This window comes from uncultured Cardiobacterium sp. (genome assembly GCF_938028825.1).
GTDB lineage: Bacteria > Pseudomonadota > Gammaproteobacteria > Cardiobacteriales > Cardiobacteriaceae > Cardiobacterium.
On the sequence record NZ_CALIZP010000010.1, the window covers coordinates 38,040 to 54,630 of the forward strand.

The following is a 16,591-nucleotide window of genomic DNA, read 5'->3' on the forward strand; positions in this document are numbered from 1 at the left end:
TCGGTGATGAAGAAAAGCGGGATTATAGCGCGGCGGCCGGGCGGCTCCGGCGCGGCACATCCCGCCGGCCGCCGGGATAACGCCATGCGAAGACAAACAGCGGCAAATACAGCGCCGTGGCAAGCGCCGCCTCGCGCCACGCCGCCGCATCCACCGCCGCTTCAATGAAAAACCCCATCGGGCAGAAAATCAGCATGAGCGGTATCAGCAACCGACACAGCGTGGCGAAGAGCGAATAAACCACCGCCCGCAGCCGTCGCCCGCGCGACCACAGCGTGCGCGGCGCGATGGCGGCAACGCCCGCTTCATCCAGAAGGCGCGACAAGAGCGGATAAGCAGCCGCCACCATCAGCGGGAAAAAACACAACTGCAAGCCCAAGAGCAGCAACACCCCATCCGCCACGGGTGAGGCCAAAAACGCGGCGGTGTCGGCAAACTGCGCGGCAAATACCGTGTCGCGTATCTCGATATTGAACCAGCCCGGCGCAACGGACGCGTCATGAAGCGCGCCGCTGTGCGCCCGCAGCCAGTCAAGCACTGCGCCCAGCCACGCGAGACGCCACAGCAAAACGCCCTCGCGCAACCACGCGCCGAGCACAAATGCCTCGAACAGCAACAGCGCCGCCACCAGCGCAAACACCAACCGCTGTTCATAAGCGGGCAGCCGCGCGGCATCCAGGCGGCGGCGCAAGCACGCATCCGCCTGATGCACGGCATAAAACAGCAGCGCCGCCAAAGCGAGAAACAGCGAGCTGTGCTGCGCGATATTCAGCACCGCATCCCGGCGCAACGGCAACGCAAACAGCCATTGCCCGATGCAGACGATTGCCGCGCACAAGACGGACTGGCAGAGCACATAAAGAAAAAACGGATTAAAAGGCATCGCAACCTCCTTCGGCTGATACAGGAAAGCCCCATGCGGGGCTTTCCTGGTGGCCGGATGGCGGCCATCCGGCAATCCCTCCCCCGCTTGCGAAGAGAGGAGGGCGGCGCTTCACACCGCCTTGTCGTCATAGAGCGGCACGCCGCTGAGTTTGGCCATGCGTTCGACGTAGAAACGGATTTGCTCCGGATATTGCAGCCCTTTGACCATGGTCAGGTTGCGCAAGAGCGGGAAGGTGATGATGTCTTCGTAGCCAAGTCTTTCGCCGATGTGGCCCTCACTGTGGATAAGGCCTGCCAGTTCGGGCAGATCGGCGTGCAGCTGCGCGAGGTATTCGGCGGTGCGGGCGATGTTTGCCGCAAAATCGCCGTAAGCGGCGGTTTTCTTCGCGGTGTAATAGGCGCGCGCCGATGCGGTCGCAAATTCCGGCAGGCCGATTTGCACGCAGCGCGGCATAATCAGTTTGTTGGCGTATTTACCGACTTTGTCCAGCCAGGCCTGTATTTCCGGGCGGATGGTCTCATCCAGGCGTTCTTTGCCCGCGTATTCGTCCACGAAGCGCACGATGTCGAGGCTCTCGTCCATCGCCGTGCCGTCGGGCTTGATGAGGATCGGCACCACTTTTTCTCCGATAAGCGCAGTCGGCCCCGCTTCGTCGTCGTTGGCGAAGACTTCTATCTCCACGGGCAGGCCGCGCAGGCCGAAAATCATGCGCGCGCGCACGCAGAAGGGGCAGTGGTCGTAGATGTAGAGTTTCATGGTTGGCTCCTGGGTTGTGGGTGAATTTATTCATGGCTGTTGCCTGACGCACAGGCTTTGCGGTCGCGGTGCTCGATATGCAGGCCGGGGAAGTCGGGTTTGAGCAGGGCGCCGATTTTTTCGGTGACGTACACGCTGCGGTGCTGGCCGCCGGTGCAGCCGATGCCGATGGTGAGGTAGGCGCGGTTGCTGCCCTGCACGAAGGCGGGCAGCCAGGTTTTCAGGTAGGCGGCGGTGTCGGCGACGAAGCGGCGCGGTTCGTCGTAGCGTTCGAGGAATTCGATAATGGGTGCATCGCTGCCGCTGTACGCGCGGATGGCGGGATCCCAGTAGGGATTCGGCAGGAAGCGCACGTCATAGAGGAAGTCGGCATTGACCGGGGTGCCGTGTTTGAAGCCGAAGGATTGCAGGGTGATGATGAGCGAGGGCGCGGCGTCGCCGAGGATGGTGCGCAGGCGGTCTTTGAGCTGGTACACGCTGTAATGGCTGGTGTCGAGGATGATGTCGGCGAGGTTCATCAGCGGGTTCAGGAGGTGCCGCTCGTATTCGATGGCTTCCGGCAGGGCGCGCGGGTTTTCGGCGTGGATGTGCAGCGGGTGCGGGCGGCGGGTTTCGCTGTAGCGGCGCACGAGGACGTCGGTGTCAGCAGTAAGGAAGAGAATCTGGATGTCCGCCTGCGCGCGCAGGCTGCGGATTTTTTCCGGCAGGGCGGCGAGGTCGGCGGCGTTGCGCGAGTCCATGGCGACGGCGACGGGCTGCGGCTGTTTGTCGGCGAAATCGCGCACGAGGCTGTCGAGCAGCGCGCTTGGCAGGTTGTCGATGCAGTAGTAGCCAAGGTCTTCGAGGGTGTCGAGGGCGATGGTTTTGCCCGCCCCGGCCAGTCCGGTGATGATGAGCATGGCGGTGTCCGTTCCTTTTTGTGGATACGGCGTTATTGTAGGCTTATCGCCGCGCCCCTGCACGGGGCGGGTGTTATAATTGCCACACTTTTCAACACGAGGTAAACATTATGACGACACGTACCGAACACGACACCATGGGCGATGTGCAAGTTCCGTCCGAAGCCTATTGGGGCGCGCAAACGCAACGCAGTTACCAGAATTTCAAAATCGGCGGGGAAACGCTGCCCAAGCCGCTGATTTACGCGCTGGCGCTGGTGAAAAAAGCCGCCGCGCAGACCAACGTCGCGCTGGACCGCATCAAGAAGGAACAGGCGGATTTGATCGTCCGCGCGGCCGACGACGTACTCACCGGCAAGCTGGACGGGCAGTTCCCGCTGGTCGTCTGGCAGACGGGGTCCGGCACGCAGTCGAACATGAACATGAATGAAGTGCTGGCCAACCGCGCCAACGAACTGGCCGGCACCGGGCTTGCCGCCTACAAGCCCGTGCACCCGAACGACCACGTCAACCACGCGCAATCCACCAACGACAGCTTCCCGACCGCCATTCACGTCGCCGCCGCCATCGAAATCAACCACCGCCTGATTCCCGCCGTCAAGGCGCTGCGCGACACGCTGGACAAAAAGGCGAAAGACTTTGCGGGCATCGTCAAAATCGGGCGCACCCACCTGCAAGACGCCACCCCGCTGACCCTTGGTCAGGAATTTTCCGGCTACGTCAGCCAGCTCGACCACGGCCTCACCCGCCTGCATGATGCCCTGCAAGGGCTGTACGAACTGCCGCTGGGCGGTACCGCCGTCGGCACCGGGCTGAACAGCCACCCCGATTACGCCGTCAAAGTCGCGAAGCAGCTCGCCGACCTCACCACCCTGCCGTTCGTTACCGCGCCGAACAAATTTGAAGCCCTCGGCGGGCGCGATGCCGCCGTTTTCGCCTCCGGCGCGCTGAAAACGCTGGCCGCCAGCCTGAACAAAATCGCCAACGACGTGCGCTGGCTCGCCTCCGGTCCGCGCTGCGGCCTCGGTGAAATCAAGATTCCGGAAAACGAGCCCGGTTCCTCCATCATGCCGGGCAAGGTCAACCCGACCCAGTGCGAAGCGCTGTCAATGGTCTGCTGCCAGGTCTTCGGCAACGACGTCACCATCAACTTCGCGGGCGCTTCCGGCAACTTCGAGCTGAACGTCTATATGCCGGTCATCGCCTACAACCTGCTGCAATCCATCCGCCTGCTCGGCGATGCCTGCAACAGCTTCAACGACCACTGCGCCGTCGGCATCGAACCGGTGCCGGAAAAAATCGACTACTTCCTGCACCACTCGCTGATGCTGGTGACCGCGCTGAACCGCAAAATCGGCTACGAAAACGCGGCGAAAGTGGCGAAAACCGCCTACAAGAACGATAAATCCCTGCGCGAAACCGCCGTCGAACTCGGCCTGCTTTCCGGCAAAGAGTTTGACGCGCTGGTCAAACCGGAAGACATGGTGCATCCGAAATAAAGCCGCACCGCTGCAAAGCGCCGCCGCAGGGTGGCGCTTTTTTATAGTCGCTTCAAACAGGAACCACCCATGAAATACCCCCCCCTGCTGCTTCTCCTTACCGCCTGCACCGCCATCAACAGCATCGGCACCCAGTTCAAGCCGATGGCGGAGCCGCAGGACGGCGACCGCGCCCGTGTGCGCGTCTCTGCCAATATGCTGGTGCGCGGCTCGCCCAATACCGACTGCATGGACTGGAACAGCGACAAGACCGGCACCATCCTCGGCGGCATCGTCGGCAGCAAGGGCTTCCGCGACCGCGACCTCGGCATTCCCGACCCGAATCACGGCAAAACGCGTGATTACGCCGAGTTTTATGTGCGCGCGGGCGAGCCTTTTACGCTGATGCTGACCAACACCCCGGAAAGCCGCATGACGTGCGGCGTCGGCGCGACCTTCATTCCGGACAAGGATCATGATTATGAGTTCGTGCTGCTCACGACGATGCGCGGCAGCCTCTCTTCGCAATGCGCCGTGCAGGCGTATGACGTGACCGGCGGGCAGAGCACGCCAATTGCCATCAGCGAGGCGCGCAGTTGCCATTGACCCCGGGTTCTTGGCGCGTGGCGAAACATAAAGCCCCAAAATGAAGCCGTTGCACGAAGGCAACCCTTCCCCCGCCAGCGGGGGAAGGCGACCGGAAGGGGACAATCCGGCAAAGCCGACAAAAAAACAGCGCCGGGCGGCGCTGTTTTTTATGCGGGCGGTCTCAGTCGTCCCGCTTGACGTAGCGCACCTTGCCGCTGCGCGCGTCGATTTTTACGTCGTACTCGCGGCCGTCGGCGGTGCGGACTTCCACGTCGAAATGATCATCGCGGCGGTCGTGGTCGAATTCCACGCCCGTGACCCGGCCGCCTTTCACCGCCTGCCGGGCGATTTGCGCGGCGCGTTCGTGCGAGATGTACTGTTTGCGGTGGCGGGCGTAGTAGGCGTCGTCATCATCGGCGCGGGCCGGGGCAGAGGCGAAGACGAAGGTCGCGGCGATAATGCTGCCGGCAAAGAGAAGGGGGTTCATAAGGGCTCCTTGAAGTCTTGAAAGAGTCGCCGGCGGTGCCGACGCCGCGCATTATGACGGCTTATTCTTAGGGGAAAGTTAGCGGCGGATGTCGGCTGTGTAAGTCGGGATGTACAATAAGCGGCGAGAGTCGGTCTTGATTGACAAGCGGCTTGGCAAGGGAGCCTTATATGGATACATGGGTTTATAGTGCTTCTGCCAAATGAAGAGCGATGATTTTGAATGGGATGACCATAAGGCGAACATCAATCTGAGAAAACATGGTGTTTCCTTTCAGGAAGCATTGACTGTTCTTGACGATCCTGGCGTTTATACCAGTGAGGATTTTCGCAGTGAGCAGGAAAGTCGTTATGTTTCCATCGGATACAGCCTGCAATATCGAAAACTCTGCGTTATCTGGGTGATACGGGAAGGCAGGGCAAGAATCATCTCAGCGTGGAGAGTAAAACATGAATGATATAAAAGATGAAGAAGACATTGATGCCATCTACGAGCAATACAAGGATTTTGATTTTTCCCATGCCAAACCGGTCGCGGAAATCCCTTTCTTGCGGGAATTTCAGGCACGCAGGCGGGCGGAACCGGAAAAAATCGGCATCAGACCCGCCTTGTTGCAGCGCCTCCGGCAGAAAGCGGAGCAGCGCGGCGAGGATTACCGGCGGCTTGCTGAAATCGCCATTGAAGAATATCTGGCAACGCATTGAGTCATAAAAGGAAAGCTCTGTCGTCACAGCAGGGCTTTTTGCTGCGCCAAAGCCGCCGCCCGCGCAAGGTTTATCATATTTCCTTTCACCCACACGGAAGCACACATGGACACCATTTCCATACGCGGCGCGCGTACGCACAATCTGAAAAATATCGACCTCGACCTGCCGCGCGACAAGCTCATCGTCATCACCGGCCTTTCCGGCAGCGGCAAATCCTCGCTCGCCTTCGACACCATCTACGCCGAAGGACAGCGGCGCTATGTCGAATCCCTTTCCGCTTACGCGCGCCAGTTCCTCTCCATCATGGACAAGCCCGATGTTGACCACATCGAAGGCCTCTCACCCGCCATCTCCATCGAGCAAAAATCCACCTCGCACAACCCGCGCTCCACCGTCGGCACCATCACCGAAATCCACGACTACCTGCGCCTGCTCTTCGCCCGCGTCGGCATCCCGCGCTGCCCGGAGCACGGCATCGAGCTGAACGCGCAGACCGTGAGCCAGATGGTGGACAGCATCCTCGCCTTCCCGCCGGAAAGCCGCTGGATGCTGGTCGCGCCGCTGGTGCAGGGCAGGAAGGGCGAACACGGCAAACTGTTGCAGGACATCCGCCAGCAGGGCTTCGTGCGCGCGCGTATCGACGGCGAAACCTACGACCTCGACACCCTGCCTGCCATCGACGGGCGACGCAAACACGACATCGGCGTCGTCGTTGACCGCTTCGTCAACCGCGACGGCATCGCGCAGCGCCTCGCCGAATCGCTGGAAACCGCGCTCAGCCTCGCTGACGGTATCGTCCAGCTGGTTGCCATGGACGACGGCGGCGCGACGCACACCTTCTCCTCCAAATACGCCTGCCCCGTCTGCGGCTACGCCCTGAGCGAGCTGGAACCGCGTCTCTTCTCCTTCAACAACCCGCACGGCGCCTGCCCCGAATGCGACGGCCTCGGTGTGAACAGCTTCATCGACCCCGCCCGCGTCGTCATGCACCCCTACCTCTCCATCGCCGCCGGCGCGGTGCGTGGCTGGGACCGCCGCACCCCCTACTTCTACCCGCAGATGCAGGCGCTCGCCGCCCATTACGACTTCGACCTCGAAAACACCGCCTTTGAAGACCTGCCGGAGCGCATCCAGCACCTCGTCCTCTACGGCAGCGGCGGCGAAAAAATCCCCATGCCGAGCATCGGAGCGGGCGGCGTTACCCGCCTGCGCGAAGCCGCCTACGAAGGCATCATCAACACCATGAACCGCCGCTACCGCGAAAGCGACAAAGCGGGCGTGCGCGACGAAATCAGCCAGTTCCTCACCAACCGCGAATGCCCCGCCTGCCACGGCACCCGCCTGAACCGCGCCGCCCGCCACGTTTACATCGACGACACCACCCTGCCCGATATTAACCGCCGCTCCATCGCCGACGCCAAACAATGGGTGGACAACCTCAACCTCAGCGGCGCGCGCGGCGAAATCGCCGCGAAAATCCTCAAAGAAATCCGCGACCGCCTGGGCTTTCTCAACAACGTCGGCCTCAACTACCTCACCCTCGCCCGCAGCGCCGAAACCCTCTCCGGCGGTGAAGCGCAGCGCATCCGCCTCGCCTCGCAAATCGGCGCGGGACTGGTCGGCGTCATGTACGTCCTTGACGAACCCTCCATCGGCCTGCACCAGCGCGACAACGCCCGCCTGCTCGAAAGCCTCCTGCGCCTGCGCGACCTCGGCAACACCATCATCGTCGTCGAACACGACGAAGACGCCATCCGTGCCGCCGATTACGTCGTTGACATCGGCCCCGGCGCGGGACTTCACGGTGGACGCATCACCGCGCAGGGCACCCCCGCCGAAATCGCCGCCCATCCCGACTCCCTCACCGGCAAATATCTCTCCGGGCGCGAAACCATCGCCGTGCCCGCCGCGCGCACCCCGCGCGACAAAACCCGCCTGCTGCACCTCTACGGCGCGAGCGGCCACAACCTGAAAAACATCAACCTCGAACTGCCCATCGGCCTCCTCACCTGCGTGACCGGCGTCTCCGGCAGCGGCAAAAGCACCCTCGTCAACGAAACGCTCGCCAAAGCTGCCGCCAGACACCTGAACCACGCCGGCGACGAACCCGCCCCCTACGAACGCATCGAGGGACTCGACCAGTTCGACAAAATCATCAACATCGACCAGTCGCCCATCGGCCGCACGCCCAGATCCAACCCCGCCACCTACACCGGCATCTTCACCGCCATCCGCGACCTCTTCGCCGGCACCCAGGAAAGCCGCGCGCGCGGCTACACGCCGGGGCGTTTCTCCTTCAACGTCAAAGGCGGTCGATGCGAAGCCTGCCAGGGCGACGGCGTCATCAAGGTCGAAATGCACTTCCTGCCGGACGTGTACGTCGCCTGCGACATCTGCCACGGCGCACGCTACAACCGCGAAACCCTCGGCATCACCTACAAGGGCAAAAACATCAGCGAAGTGCTGGATATGGACATCGAAGAAGCCTGGCACTTCTTCGCAAACATCCCGGCGCTGCAACGCAAACTGCAAACCCTGCTCGATGTCGGCCTCAGCTACATCCGCCTCGGACAAAACGCCGTGACCCTCTCCGGCGGCGAAGCGCAGCGGGTCAAACTCGCGCGCGAACTCTCCAAACGCGACACCGGCCGCACCCTCTACATCCTCGACGAACCGACCACCGGCCTGCACTTCCACGATGTGCGACAACTGCTGGACGTGCTGCACCGCCTGCGCAACGGCGGCAACACCATCGTCGTCATCGAACACAACCTGGATGTCATCAAAACCGCCGACTGGATCGTGGACCTGGGCCCGGAAGGCGGCAGCGGCGGCGGGGAAATCATCGCCGTCGGCACCCCAGAAACCGTCGCCAAAAACCCGAAAAGCTACACCGGACACTTCCTCAAACCGCTGCTGACAGGCGGAGACACGTAAAACGCCGCCAGGCGGTGTGAAGGGCGGGCCTCAGCCCGCCGGACAGTCGCCGTCTGCACTAAAAAGCCCCGCCCCTGCTTGCGGAGGAAGGTCGGGGTGGGGCGATAAAAAACCGCGCAGCGACAAAAGCCCATAACCACGCCGCTTGGCAAAGCTTGCCATGCACAAAGAAACGCAACAGCAAAAAGCCGCTGCAAGCAGCGGCTTTTTCATGCACGATGTTTCTACCCCGTCATCTCTTGCAGCTCCTGCAATACCGCCGCCGCGTGCCCCGCCACCTTCACCTTGCGCCACTCGCGCACCACATCGCCCTGCGGGTCGAGCAGGAAGGTGCTGCGCTCAATGCCCATATACGTCTTGCCGTAGAGCTTCTTTTCCCTGATGACGGCGAAGGCGCGGCACAGCACTTCATCGGGGTCGCTGACCAGCGGGAACGGCAGCGCTTCTTTCGCGCGGAATTTGTCGTGCGCGGCGGGGCTGTCGCGCGAGACGCCGACAATCTCCGCCCCCAGCGCGCGGAAGGCGGCGTAGTGCTCGCGGAAATCCTGCGCCTCGGTCGTGCAGCCCGGCGTGGCGTCTTTCGGATAGAAGTACAACACCGTCCAGCGTCCCTGCAACGAGGTCGCGGAAAAGTCCTCACCGCCCGTTGCCACGAGGCGGAAATCTTGCGGAATATTCATATAGTTACCCTCTCTGCATGCCCTGTGGCGCGCTTGATTTTAGCATTGTGAAGCGCATACCATGACGCCCTCATTTGCTTGCAGGAACCCTTATGTTTAGAGGCTCTATCGTCGCCCTGGTCACGCCGATGCTCGATAACGGCGACATCGACTGGCCACGGCTTTCCCAACTGGTCGAATGGCATATCGCAAGCGGCACCGATGCCATCGTCGCCGTCGGCACCACCGGCGAATCCGCCACCCTCAACCCCGCCGAACACAAAGCCGTCATCCGCTACGTCGTCAAACAGGCGGCGGGGCGCGTCCCCGTCATCGCCGGTGCGGGCGGCAACGCCACCAGTGAAGCCATCGAACTTGCGCTTGCCGCCTACGATGCGGGCTGCGCCGCCACCCTGCAAGTCGTCCCCTATTACAACAAGCCGCCGCAACGCGGCCTTTACGCTCACTTCAAGGCCGTCGCCGATGCCGTGCCGATGCCGCACCTGCTCTACAACGTCCCCGGCCGCACCTCCTGCGACCTCTTGCCCGATACCGTCCGCGCCCTCGCCGCCATCGACAACATCATCGGCATCAAGGAAGCCAGCACCATGCAGCGCATGCAGGAACTGCGCGCCGTCTGCCCGCCGGATTTCACCCTGCTCTGCGGCGAGGACGGCCTTGCGGCGGAAGCGATGTGCAACGGCCTGGTCAGCGGCGTCATCTCCGTTACCGCCAACGTCGCGCCGGACGTGATGCACGCCATGACCGCCGCCGCACTCGCCGGCGAACACGAGCGCTGCTACGCGCTGAACGACCGCCTGAAAGACCTGCACGAGGCGATGTTCTACGAATGCAACCCGCTGCCGGTGAAATGGGCGCTCGCCCGCCTCGGCAAAATCGGCGGCGGCATCCGCCTGCCGCTGGTCCCGCTCGCGCCCGACGTGCAGCCGCGCGTCGAAGCCGCCCTGCACCGCGCCGCCCTCCTGTAAAAAGCCCCATAAAAAAGCCCCACGAGAGAACTCTGTGAACACACACGCCCTCATCACCCTCGGCACCGCCTTCGCCCTCGCCGCCTGTTCCAGCGCCGGCAGTCTCACCGACAAACTGCCCGACCGCCGCCCCGACTACCGGCAAAGCAACGTCAGCCGCCAGCTCGAAATCCCGCCCGATCTCAGCCGCAGCACCGTGGACGACCAGATGACCGTGCCGGGACTAAACCCGGGCGCAGTCGCCAGCTACCAGGCCTATAACGAAGACAACGTCGTGCGCAACCAGCGCGGCTACATCGAAGTCCTGCCGCAACTCTACGGCGTCGATGTCGTCGAACCGCCCGGCGCATTGCCCTACATCCGCGTCGCCGCCGACACCTCGACCACCTGGGCGGCGGTGAAAAAATACTTCGAGAACCACGGCATCCGCCTCAAAACCCAGGAACCCGCCATCGGCCTGATGGAAACCGACTGGCTGGAAAACCAGTCCGACCTGCCACGCACCGGCTTCAGCGGCCTGCTCAACAGCATCATCAGCCTCACCCACGACAGCGGCACCCGCGACCGCTACCGCATCCGCTTCGCCCGCGAAGCCGACAACACCACCGGCGTCACCCTCGTGTACAGCCAGGCCGCAGAAAAAGCCGTGCGCGACCGCCAAGGCAAAGAAGCACAGGGCTACCGCTGGCAGACCACCGACAACGACAACCCCGAAATGCAGCTCGAAATGACGCGGCGCGTCGCCCTCTTCATCTCGGCCGAACTGCGCCGCCAACAACAACTCGCGCAGAACCCGGCGGCGGGCGGCGGCGACATCACCGGCACACGGGCGACGCTGACCACCGCAGGCGGCCAGACCGCGCTCGCCATCCCCGGCAGCTACGCGCAAACCTGGCGCATCCTCGGCATCGGCCTCGACAAAGCCAGCTTCGCCCTGGAAAAACAGGACTACGCCAGCGGCACCTACCAGGTGCAATACCAGCCGCAAAGCGCCGAAAAGCAGGACAAACAGGGCTTCTGGTCGCGTCTCTGGGGCGGCAAAAAGAAAGCCGACAAAACGAACGCGCCGCGCTACCGCATCCGCCTCGCCGACCAGGGCAGCCAAAGCGTTGCCGTGGTGCAAACGCTTGACGGCCAGCCCGCGCCGGAAAACGAAGCCAAAGCGCTGCTCGAAACCGTGCAAAGCGCGCTGTAAAAACCGCAACGCCCGCAAAAAAGGCGCCGCAAGGCGCCTTTTTTCTTTACCGGCCCGTCTTGCCGAGAACGGCCAGCATATCCGCCGGCAGGCGGGCGAGGGCTTCCTGCCGTATCCCGGCGGGGATGTTGGGATAATAGGCTTCAGCGATGCTGCCGGTGATGGCGGCGAGGGTGTCGCTGTCGCCGCCGAGCGAGACAGCGAGGCGGATGGCGTCTTCAAAATCGCGGCTTTCGAGGAAGGCAATGATGGCCTGCGGCACGGTGTCCTGACAGGTTTCGTTGAAGCGGTAATGCGGGCGGATGGCGTCGCAGGTGGCGCTCAGGTCGTAGCCGTATTCTTTGCTGATGCTGCTTTTGATAAAGGCTTTGTCTGCGCCGTGGCGTGCCCAAAAGATGGCGGCGGCGGTCGCCTGTGCGCCCTTGATGCCTTCGGGGTGGTTGTGGGTGATGGCGGCGGATTTTGCCGCGTATGCGAGGGTTTCCGCGAGGGTGGCGCAGTGCCAAGCGACGGGCGAAACGCGCATCGCCGCGCCGTTGCCATAGCTGTTATAGGGCTGCGGATTGTTGCTTGCCAGCCAGGCGCGGAACATCCCGCCGTAGCTGCTGTCGTATTTGCGGCACCAGTAGCGCATATGGGCGGCGAGGTCGTCTTTGCCGCCCTGCTGCAACCATTCGGCCACGGCGACGGTGCAGATGGTGTCGTCGGTGAAGATGCTGGTTGTGGTAAAAAGATCAAAATCGGTTGCGCGGTAGTTGTTGAATTCAAATCGTGAGCCGACGATATCGCCGATAGCTGCGCCGAGTAGCATGGGGGTTCTCCGGTTGAAGATTGGTAGTATTGTACAAAGAAACACATAGTTGTCACGCCGGGGGGTGGTATTTTGTGCAGTTCACTGCCTGTGGTGTGTTTGCACACCGCCTGGCGCGTGGATAGCTGTGGTTTCGCGCGTATAATTGCCACAGAAATCACAGCCCGGAGACATTATGGTCCACCTCATCCTCGTCTCGCATCACCCCGCACTCGCGCAAGCGCTGGCCGAACTCGCGGCGCAAGTGAGTGCCGACCCCGCCACCATCCACACCGCCGCCGGTATCGACGATGCCGATAACCCCATCGGCACCGACACCGTGCGCATCATGGACGCCATCAACGCGGCCGATAACCCCGACGGCATCCTCATCCTCGTTGATCTCGGCAGCGCCATATTGAGCGCGCAGACGGCGCTGGATCTTGTCGATCCCGACGTGGCGGCGCGCTGCCGCATCGCCGCCGCGCCCTTCGTCGAAGGCGCGCTCAGTGCCGCCGTTGCCGCCGCCGGCGGTGCGGATTTGGCAACCGTCGCCCGCGAAGCCGAAAGTGCCCTGCTCGCCAAACAGCAGGCGCTGGGCGCAACCCCGCCCGCTCCCGCCGCCGCTGCCGCCGTTCCCGCAGGTGAAGCGGCGACCATTACCCTCACTAACCCGCACGGCCTGCACACCCGCCCCGCCGCGCGTCTCGTCGCCGCGCTGGCGCCCTTCGCAGCCAGCCTCACCCTCGTCAAAGACGGGCAAAGCGCCGATCCGCGCAGCCTGAACCAGCTCACCGCCCTGCACGCGCGGCAGGGCGACAGCCTCACCCTCTACGCCGATGGTGCCGACAGTGCCGCCGCCCTCGCCGCCTTCCGCGATCTCGCCGCCGCCCACTTCGGCGACATCCCCGATCATCTCCGGATAGACGCCGTGCCGCCGCTTGCCCGCGCCATCCCCGTCCTGCCGTCGCACATCCGGGCACCGCTCTATCACTACCCCGGCCGCCTCGTCTTTTACCGGAGTAGCGACGACCGTGAATTTTTCTCCTCTCTCGTCACCACCTACCGCCACCATCTCGGGAGGCTGCAAGAGCACATCAGCGCCTGCTACGGCGCGGATGCGGGCGACATCTTCGCCGCGCAGCAACAACTGCTGGACGAACTCGCCGCCAATGCCCTGGCGCGCCCCGAGACCGACATACTGGCCGCCTGGTGTGCTGAAACCGCCGACGCCGTTGCACAAATGCAGGCACTTGCCGACCCCTACCTGCGCGCCCGCGCCCTTGACATCGCCGACATCGCCGATGGCGTCCTTGCCGTACAGAGCATGACAACCCCCGTCAAATACCCACGGGACAAGCCCTTTATCCTCGTCGCCCCCGATCTCTACCCCGAGGTCGCTGCCACCCTGCCAGATAACTGCGTCGCCGTCGTCCTCGCCGCCGGGGACGCCAACAGCCACAGCGCCATCCTCTGCCGCCATGCCGCCCGCCCGCTCTACATCCAGGCGGGAGAAGGCATCCTCGCCCTGGCAAACGGCACACTGCTCACCATCGCATCCGATGGCACCCTCAACCCCCAACCCCAGGAACAGCCATGAAAAAACTCATCAACCGTGTGGACACCATCCTTGACGAACAGCTGCAAGGCTTCGTCGCCGCCCACCCCGGCCTCACCCTGCACCGTGACCCCACCTACATCACCCGCGCAGATGCGCCCGTTGCCGGCAAAGTCGGCCTCATCTGCGGCGGCGGCAGCGGTCACGAACCCATGCACAGCGGCTACATCGGCGACGGCATGCTCGACGGCGCCGTGCCGGGCGAAATCTTCACCTCGCCCACGCCGGATCAAGTCCTCGCCTGCGCCGAAGCGGTGGACAGCGGACGCGGTGTGCTGCTCATCATCAAAAACTACACCGGCGATGTTTTGAACTTCGAAACTGCCACCGAACTCCTGCACGACACGGGGCACGCCGTCGCCGTCGTCCTCACCGATGACGATGTGGCCGTCAAGGACAGCCTCTACACCGCCGGACGCCGTGGCGTCGCCGGCACCGTCCTCATCGAAAAACTGCTCGGCGCCGCCGCCCGCCGGGGCGACGACCTCGACCGCCTCGCCGCCCTCGGCCGCAAACTCAACAACCACTGCCACAGCATCGGTATCGCCCTCGGTGCCTGCACCGTGCCGGCAGCGGGCAAACCCTCCTTTACCCTCGCCGACAACGAAATCGAATACGGCGTCGGCATCCACGGCGAACCCGGCATCGAACGCCGCCCCTATACCGACCTTGATACCGTGGTCGGCCAAATGTTCGGCACCCTCATCGAACACGGCGCTTACAGCCGCCCCCTGCGCCAATGGAACCGCGACAGCGCCAGCTGGGACGAAGAAACCGTTGCCAAAACCGCGCTGCAAGCGGGCGACCGCGTCATCGCCATGGTGAACAACCTCGGCAGCGTGCCGCTCTCCGAATGCTACGGCGTCTATCACCGCCTGGCGCAAATCTGCGCGGCCAACGGCATCACCATCGCGCGCAGCCTCGTCGGCAGCTACTGCACCTCGCTCGACATGCAGGGCATCTCCATCACCCTGCTCGCCGCCGATGACGACGCCCTCGCCCTCTACGACGCCCCGGTACACACCCCGGCGCTGTATTGGTAACGCCGCCCGCCATTACCCCGGCGACATCACTTTACGAACTGGGCAGCCACCGGGCGGCGTCAATGCCGCCCGCCGGTAGCGGGACTGGCGGTTTTTTGCCGCTGTGCGGGCGGGGTGAAGGTGTTGCCCGTGCACGCAGGCAGCGGGCAAGAAAAACCCCGCACGGCGGCGGGGTTGGGCGGGGCAATCAGGGTTTGAGGCAGCCGTCGAGACTGTCGGCGAGGTTGGTGAGCAGTTGTGCATACATCGCCTTGCCGGCGGGAATATCCGCGCCGACAGGGTCCAGTACGGCGGTTTTCACCCCGCTTTCCTGCGCCAGTTTATCAACGATTTTCGCCGGGAATTGCGGCTCGCTGAACAGACACACGACCTTCTTTTGCATCAACTGCTCGTGCAATTCACCGATGCGTTTCGCGCCGGGTTCGTGTTCGGGATCGACGCGCACGGTGCCGACGGCGTTCAGCTTGTAATCCTGCTCGAAATACTGATAGGCGTCGTGGAAGACCATGAAGGGGCGTTTTTGCACCGGCGCGAGTTCGCCGCCGAGGGTCTGATGCAGGGCGTCCAGCGCGGCGCGGCTTTTCTCCGCATTCGCCTGATATTTGGCGGCGTTGCCGGGGTCAATCTTGCCCAGCTCGTCGGCAATGGCGGTGAGCAGCAGCTTGCTGCGCGCGGTACTCAGCCACAGATGGGCGTCGTATTTGCCGTGGTGGTGGCCGTCGTGCTCATGGTCATGATCGCCGTGGTCGTGATCATGATCGCCATGATCGTGGTCGTGATCATCGCCGTCGTGATGATGGTCGTGGCCGTCATCATCGCCATGATGATGCCCGCCTTCTTCCCACAAGCCGCCGTGCCGCGTCGGCAGCGGGTAGAGATTGGGGAGGGCGAGCCATTCGATGCTGTGCGCCTGCGGGCTTTTTTCCAAAAGCGGCGGCATGAAGGTTTCCAGTTCGTGGCTGACGTAGATGACGAGATCGGCACCATTGACCGCCGCCGCGTCCGACGGCTTCATCTGGTAGCCGTGCGGCGAGCCTTGTTTGATGAGCAGTTCGGGTTCGGCGATGCCGTCCATCACCTGCGCGGCGAGCGACTGCACCGGCTTGATGGTGGCGACGACTTTCGGCGCGGCCAGCGCCTGGCAAGCGGTGCCGACGAGGGCGGCGAGGATGAGTTTTTTCATGTGTGTCTCCGTGGTTAAACGGCGCAAAAGGATAGCACCCCGGGCATTTTTTGCAATGGCATAACGCCGCTGCGAGCACGACAACCACGCGGTTTTGGCTCATGGTTTTGTTTTTCTTGTCCATCATGCCGGTGATAACGACACCCGCGCAGGCGGCGGGACGGCAGTCAGAGGTTCTTCGCCAGCACGGTGTATTCGCCGACGGCGCCGAGATCGGCCTGCACCCGCCAGCCGCTGCCTTTGGCGGCAGGGACGGTGTCGCCGCTCTTCGCGTCGCGCAGTTCGCCGAGGGTGAGATGGCGGTTACCGCCCGGCTGGATGAGTTCGATGCTGTCGCCGCTGGCGAAGTGGTTTTTCGCTTCAATGGTGGCAAGGC

General features: G+C 63.2%; 17 protein-coding genes. 9 read left to right on the forward strand and 8 right to left on the reverse strand.

Annotated features, from left to right (window positions below):
- Positions 1-22: 22 nt before the first annotated feature.
- From Q0562_RS00870 to rapZ, 3 genes are read right to left on the reverse strand one after another with little or no spacing between them, the layout of a single operon-like run.
- Positions 23-958 carry a hypothetical protein gene (locus Q0562_RS00870; RefSeq protein WP_298639870.1) on the reverse strand — a complete coding sequence of 312 codons (936 nt, stop codon included), beginning with the start codon at positions 956-958 and terminating at the stop codon, positions 23-25.
- A gap of 36 nt (positions 959-994) precedes the next feature.
- The gene (gene grxB, locus Q0562_RS00875) at positions 995-1,642 is read right to left on the reverse strand and encodes a glutaredoxin 2 (RefSeq protein ID WP_298639873.1); all 648 of its coding nucleotides are present in this window, start codon (positions 1,640-1,642) and stop codon (positions 995-997) included.
- Positions 1,643-1,668: 26 nt separating this feature from the next.
- Positions 1,669-2,541, reverse strand: coding sequence for an RNase adapter RapZ (gene rapZ / locus Q0562_RS00880; RefSeq protein WP_298639875.1), 873 nt, complete (start codon positions 2,539-2,541; stop codon positions 1,669-1,671).
- Between the two features lie 110 nt (positions 2,542-2,651).
- On the opposite strand from rapZ, the gene fumC reads away from it, so the two are divergent.
- Both fumC and Q0562_RS00890 read left to right on the forward strand, forming a co-directional pair.
- On the forward strand, positions 2,652-4,040 hold the full coding sequence (fumC, locus tag Q0562_RS00885) for a class II fumarate hydratase (RefSeq protein WP_298639878.1): 1,389 nt from the start codon (positions 2,652-2,654) through the stop codon (positions 4,038-4,040).
- Positions 4,041-4,109: 69 nt separating this feature from the next.
- A complete protein-coding gene (locus tag Q0562_RS00890; RefSeq protein WP_298639881.1) occupies positions 4,110-4,625 on the forward strand; it encodes a hypothetical protein in 516 nt (171 codons plus the stop codon).
- A gap of 163 nt (positions 4,626-4,788) precedes the next feature.
- Here the strand turns inward: Q0562_RS00890 and Q0562_RS00895 are convergent, their stop codons facing one another.
- Positions 4,789-5,094 (reverse strand): PepSY domain-containing protein, encoded by a 306-nt coding sequence (locus Q0562_RS00895; protein WP_298639883.1) that lies wholly within the window; start codon positions 5,092-5,094, stop codon positions 4,789-4,791.
- A 202-nt stretch (positions 5,095-5,296) separates the two neighbouring features.
- Here Q0562_RS00895 and Q0562_RS00900 point away from each other — a divergent pair, with 202 nt between their 5' ends.
- The 3 genes from Q0562_RS00900 (at position 5,297) to uvrA (ending at position 8,738) form a co-directional block, all read left to right on the forward strand.
- Positions 5,297-5,551, forward strand: a complete 255-nt coding sequence (locus tag Q0562_RS00900) for a BrnT family toxin (RefSeq protein ID WP_298639886.1) — start codon at positions 5,297-5,299, stop codon at positions 5,549-5,551.
- Positions 5,544-5,798: a hypothetical protein gene (locus Q0562_RS00905; protein ID WP_298639889.1), complete on the forward strand. Its 255-nt coding sequence runs from the start codon at positions 5,544-5,546 to the stop codon at positions 5,796-5,798. Before Q0562_RS00900 ends, Q0562_RS00905 begins: the two co-directional genes overlap by 8 nt.
- A gap of 105 nt (positions 5,799-5,903) precedes the next feature.
- Entirely contained in the window at positions 5,904-8,738 is a 2,835-nt protein-coding gene (gene uvrA / locus Q0562_RS00910; RefSeq protein ID WP_298639892.1) for an excinuclease ABC subunit UvrA, read from the forward strand.
- A gap of 224 nt (positions 8,739-8,962) precedes the next feature.
- Here uvrA and Q0562_RS00915 read toward each other — a convergent pair whose 3' ends face one another.
- A complete protein-coding gene (locus Q0562_RS00915) occupies positions 8,963-9,418 on the reverse strand; it encodes a peroxiredoxin (protein ID WP_298639895.1) in 456 nt (151 codons plus the stop codon).
- 92 nt (positions 9,419-9,510) lie between these two features.
- Between Q0562_RS00915 and dapA the strand changes: the two genes are divergently transcribed.
- On the forward strand, positions 9,511-10,386 hold the full coding sequence (gene dapA / locus Q0562_RS00920; RefSeq protein WP_298639898.1) for a 4-hydroxy-tetrahydrodipicolinate synthase: 876 nt from the start codon (positions 9,511-9,513) through the stop codon (positions 10,384-10,386).
- Between the two features lie 34 nt (positions 10,387-10,420).
- Positions 10,421-11,581 carry an outer membrane protein assembly factor BamC gene (bamC, locus tag Q0562_RS00925; protein ID WP_298639901.1) on the forward strand — a complete coding sequence of 387 codons (1,161 nt, stop codon included), beginning with the start codon at positions 10,421-10,423 and terminating at the stop codon, positions 11,579-11,581.
- A 46-nt stretch (positions 11,582-11,627) separates the two neighbouring features.
- Here bamC and Q0562_RS00930 read toward each other — a convergent pair whose 3' ends face one another.
- Positions 11,628-12,392, reverse strand: coding sequence for an ADP-ribosylglycohydrolase family protein (locus Q0562_RS00930; protein WP_298639903.1), 765 nt, complete (start codon positions 12,390-12,392; stop codon positions 11,628-11,630).
- Between the two features lie 175 nt (positions 12,393-12,567).
- Here Q0562_RS00930 and dhaM point away from each other — a divergent pair, with 175 nt between their 5' ends.
- Both dhaM and dhaK read left to right on the forward strand, forming a co-directional pair.
- Entirely contained in the window at positions 12,568-13,971 is a 1,404-nt protein-coding gene (gene dhaM / locus Q0562_RS00935) for a dihydroxyacetone kinase phosphoryl donor subunit DhaM (protein WP_298639905.1), read from the forward strand.
- Positions 13,968-15,032 (forward strand): dihydroxyacetone kinase subunit DhaK, encoded by a 1,065-nt coding sequence (gene dhaK / locus Q0562_RS00940; RefSeq protein ID WP_298639908.1) that lies wholly within the window; start codon positions 13,968-13,970, stop codon positions 15,030-15,032. Before dhaM ends, dhaK begins: the two co-directional genes overlap by 4 nt.
- 187 nt (positions 15,033-15,219) lie before the next feature.
- Here dhaK and Q0562_RS00945 read toward each other — a convergent pair whose 3' ends face one another.
- Together Q0562_RS00945 and Q0562_RS00950 are read right to left on the reverse strand one after the other, a co-directional pair.
- Positions 15,220-16,215 (reverse strand): zinc ABC transporter substrate-binding protein, encoded by a 996-nt coding sequence (locus Q0562_RS00945; protein ID WP_298639910.1) that lies wholly within the window; start codon positions 16,213-16,215, stop codon positions 15,220-15,222.
- Between the two features lie 167 nt (positions 16,216-16,382).
- Positions 16,383-16,591: U32 family peptidase C-terminal domain-containing protein (locus Q0562_RS00950; RefSeq protein WP_298639913.1), on the reverse strand; the 209-nt coding region annotated here is incomplete at its 5' end.

Coding starts and splice junctions, on each gene's coding strand:
- grxB (WP_298639873.1), bottom strand. CDS start 1,642: ATGAAACTCTACATCTACGACCACTGCCCCTTCTGCGTGCGCGCGCGC.
- rapZ (WP_298639875.1), bottom strand. CDS start 2,541: ATGCTCATCATCACCGGACTGGCCGGGGCGGGCAAAACCATCGCCCTC.
- fumC (WP_298639878.1), top strand. CDS start 2,652: ATGACGACACGTACCGAACACGACACCATGGGCGATGTGCAAGTTCCG.
- Q0562_RS00890 (WP_298639881.1), top strand. CDS start 4,110: ATGAAATACCCCCCCCTGCTGCTTCTCCTTACCGCCTGCACCGCCATC.
- Q0562_RS00895 (WP_298639883.1), bottom strand. CDS start 5,094: ATGAACCCCCTTCTCTTTGCCGGCAGCATTATCGCCGCGACCTTCGTC.
- Q0562_RS00900 (WP_298639886.1), top strand. CDS start 5,297: ATGAAGAGCGATGATTTTGAATGGGATGACCATAAGGCGAACATCAAT.
- Q0562_RS00905 (WP_298639889.1), top strand. CDS start 5,544: ATGAATGATATAAAAGATGAAGAAGACATTGATGCCATCTACGAGCAA.
- uvrA (WP_298639892.1), top strand. CDS start 5,904: ATGGACACCATTTCCATACGCGGCGCGCGTACGCACAATCTGAAAAAT.
- Q0562_RS00915 (WP_298639895.1), bottom strand. CDS start 9,418: ATGAATATTCCGCAAGATTTCCGCCTCGTGGCAACGGGCGGTGAGGAC.
- dapA (WP_298639898.1), top strand. CDS start 9,511: ATGTTTAGAGGCTCTATCGTCGCCCTGGTCACGCCGATGCTCGATAAC.
- Q0562_RS00930 (WP_298639903.1), bottom strand. CDS start 12,392: ATGCTACTCGGCGCAGCTATCGGCGATATCGTCGGCTCACGATTTGAA.
- dhaM (WP_298639905.1), top strand. CDS start 12,568: ATGGTCCACCTCATCCTCGTCTCGCATCACCCCGCACTCGCGCAAGCG.
- dhaK (WP_298639908.1), top strand. CDS start 13,968: ATGAAAAAACTCATCAACCGTGTGGACACCATCCTTGACGAACAGCTG.
- Q0562_RS00945 (WP_298639910.1), bottom strand. CDS start 16,215: ATGAAAAAACTCATCCTCGCCGCCCTCGTCGGCACCGCTTGCCAGGCG.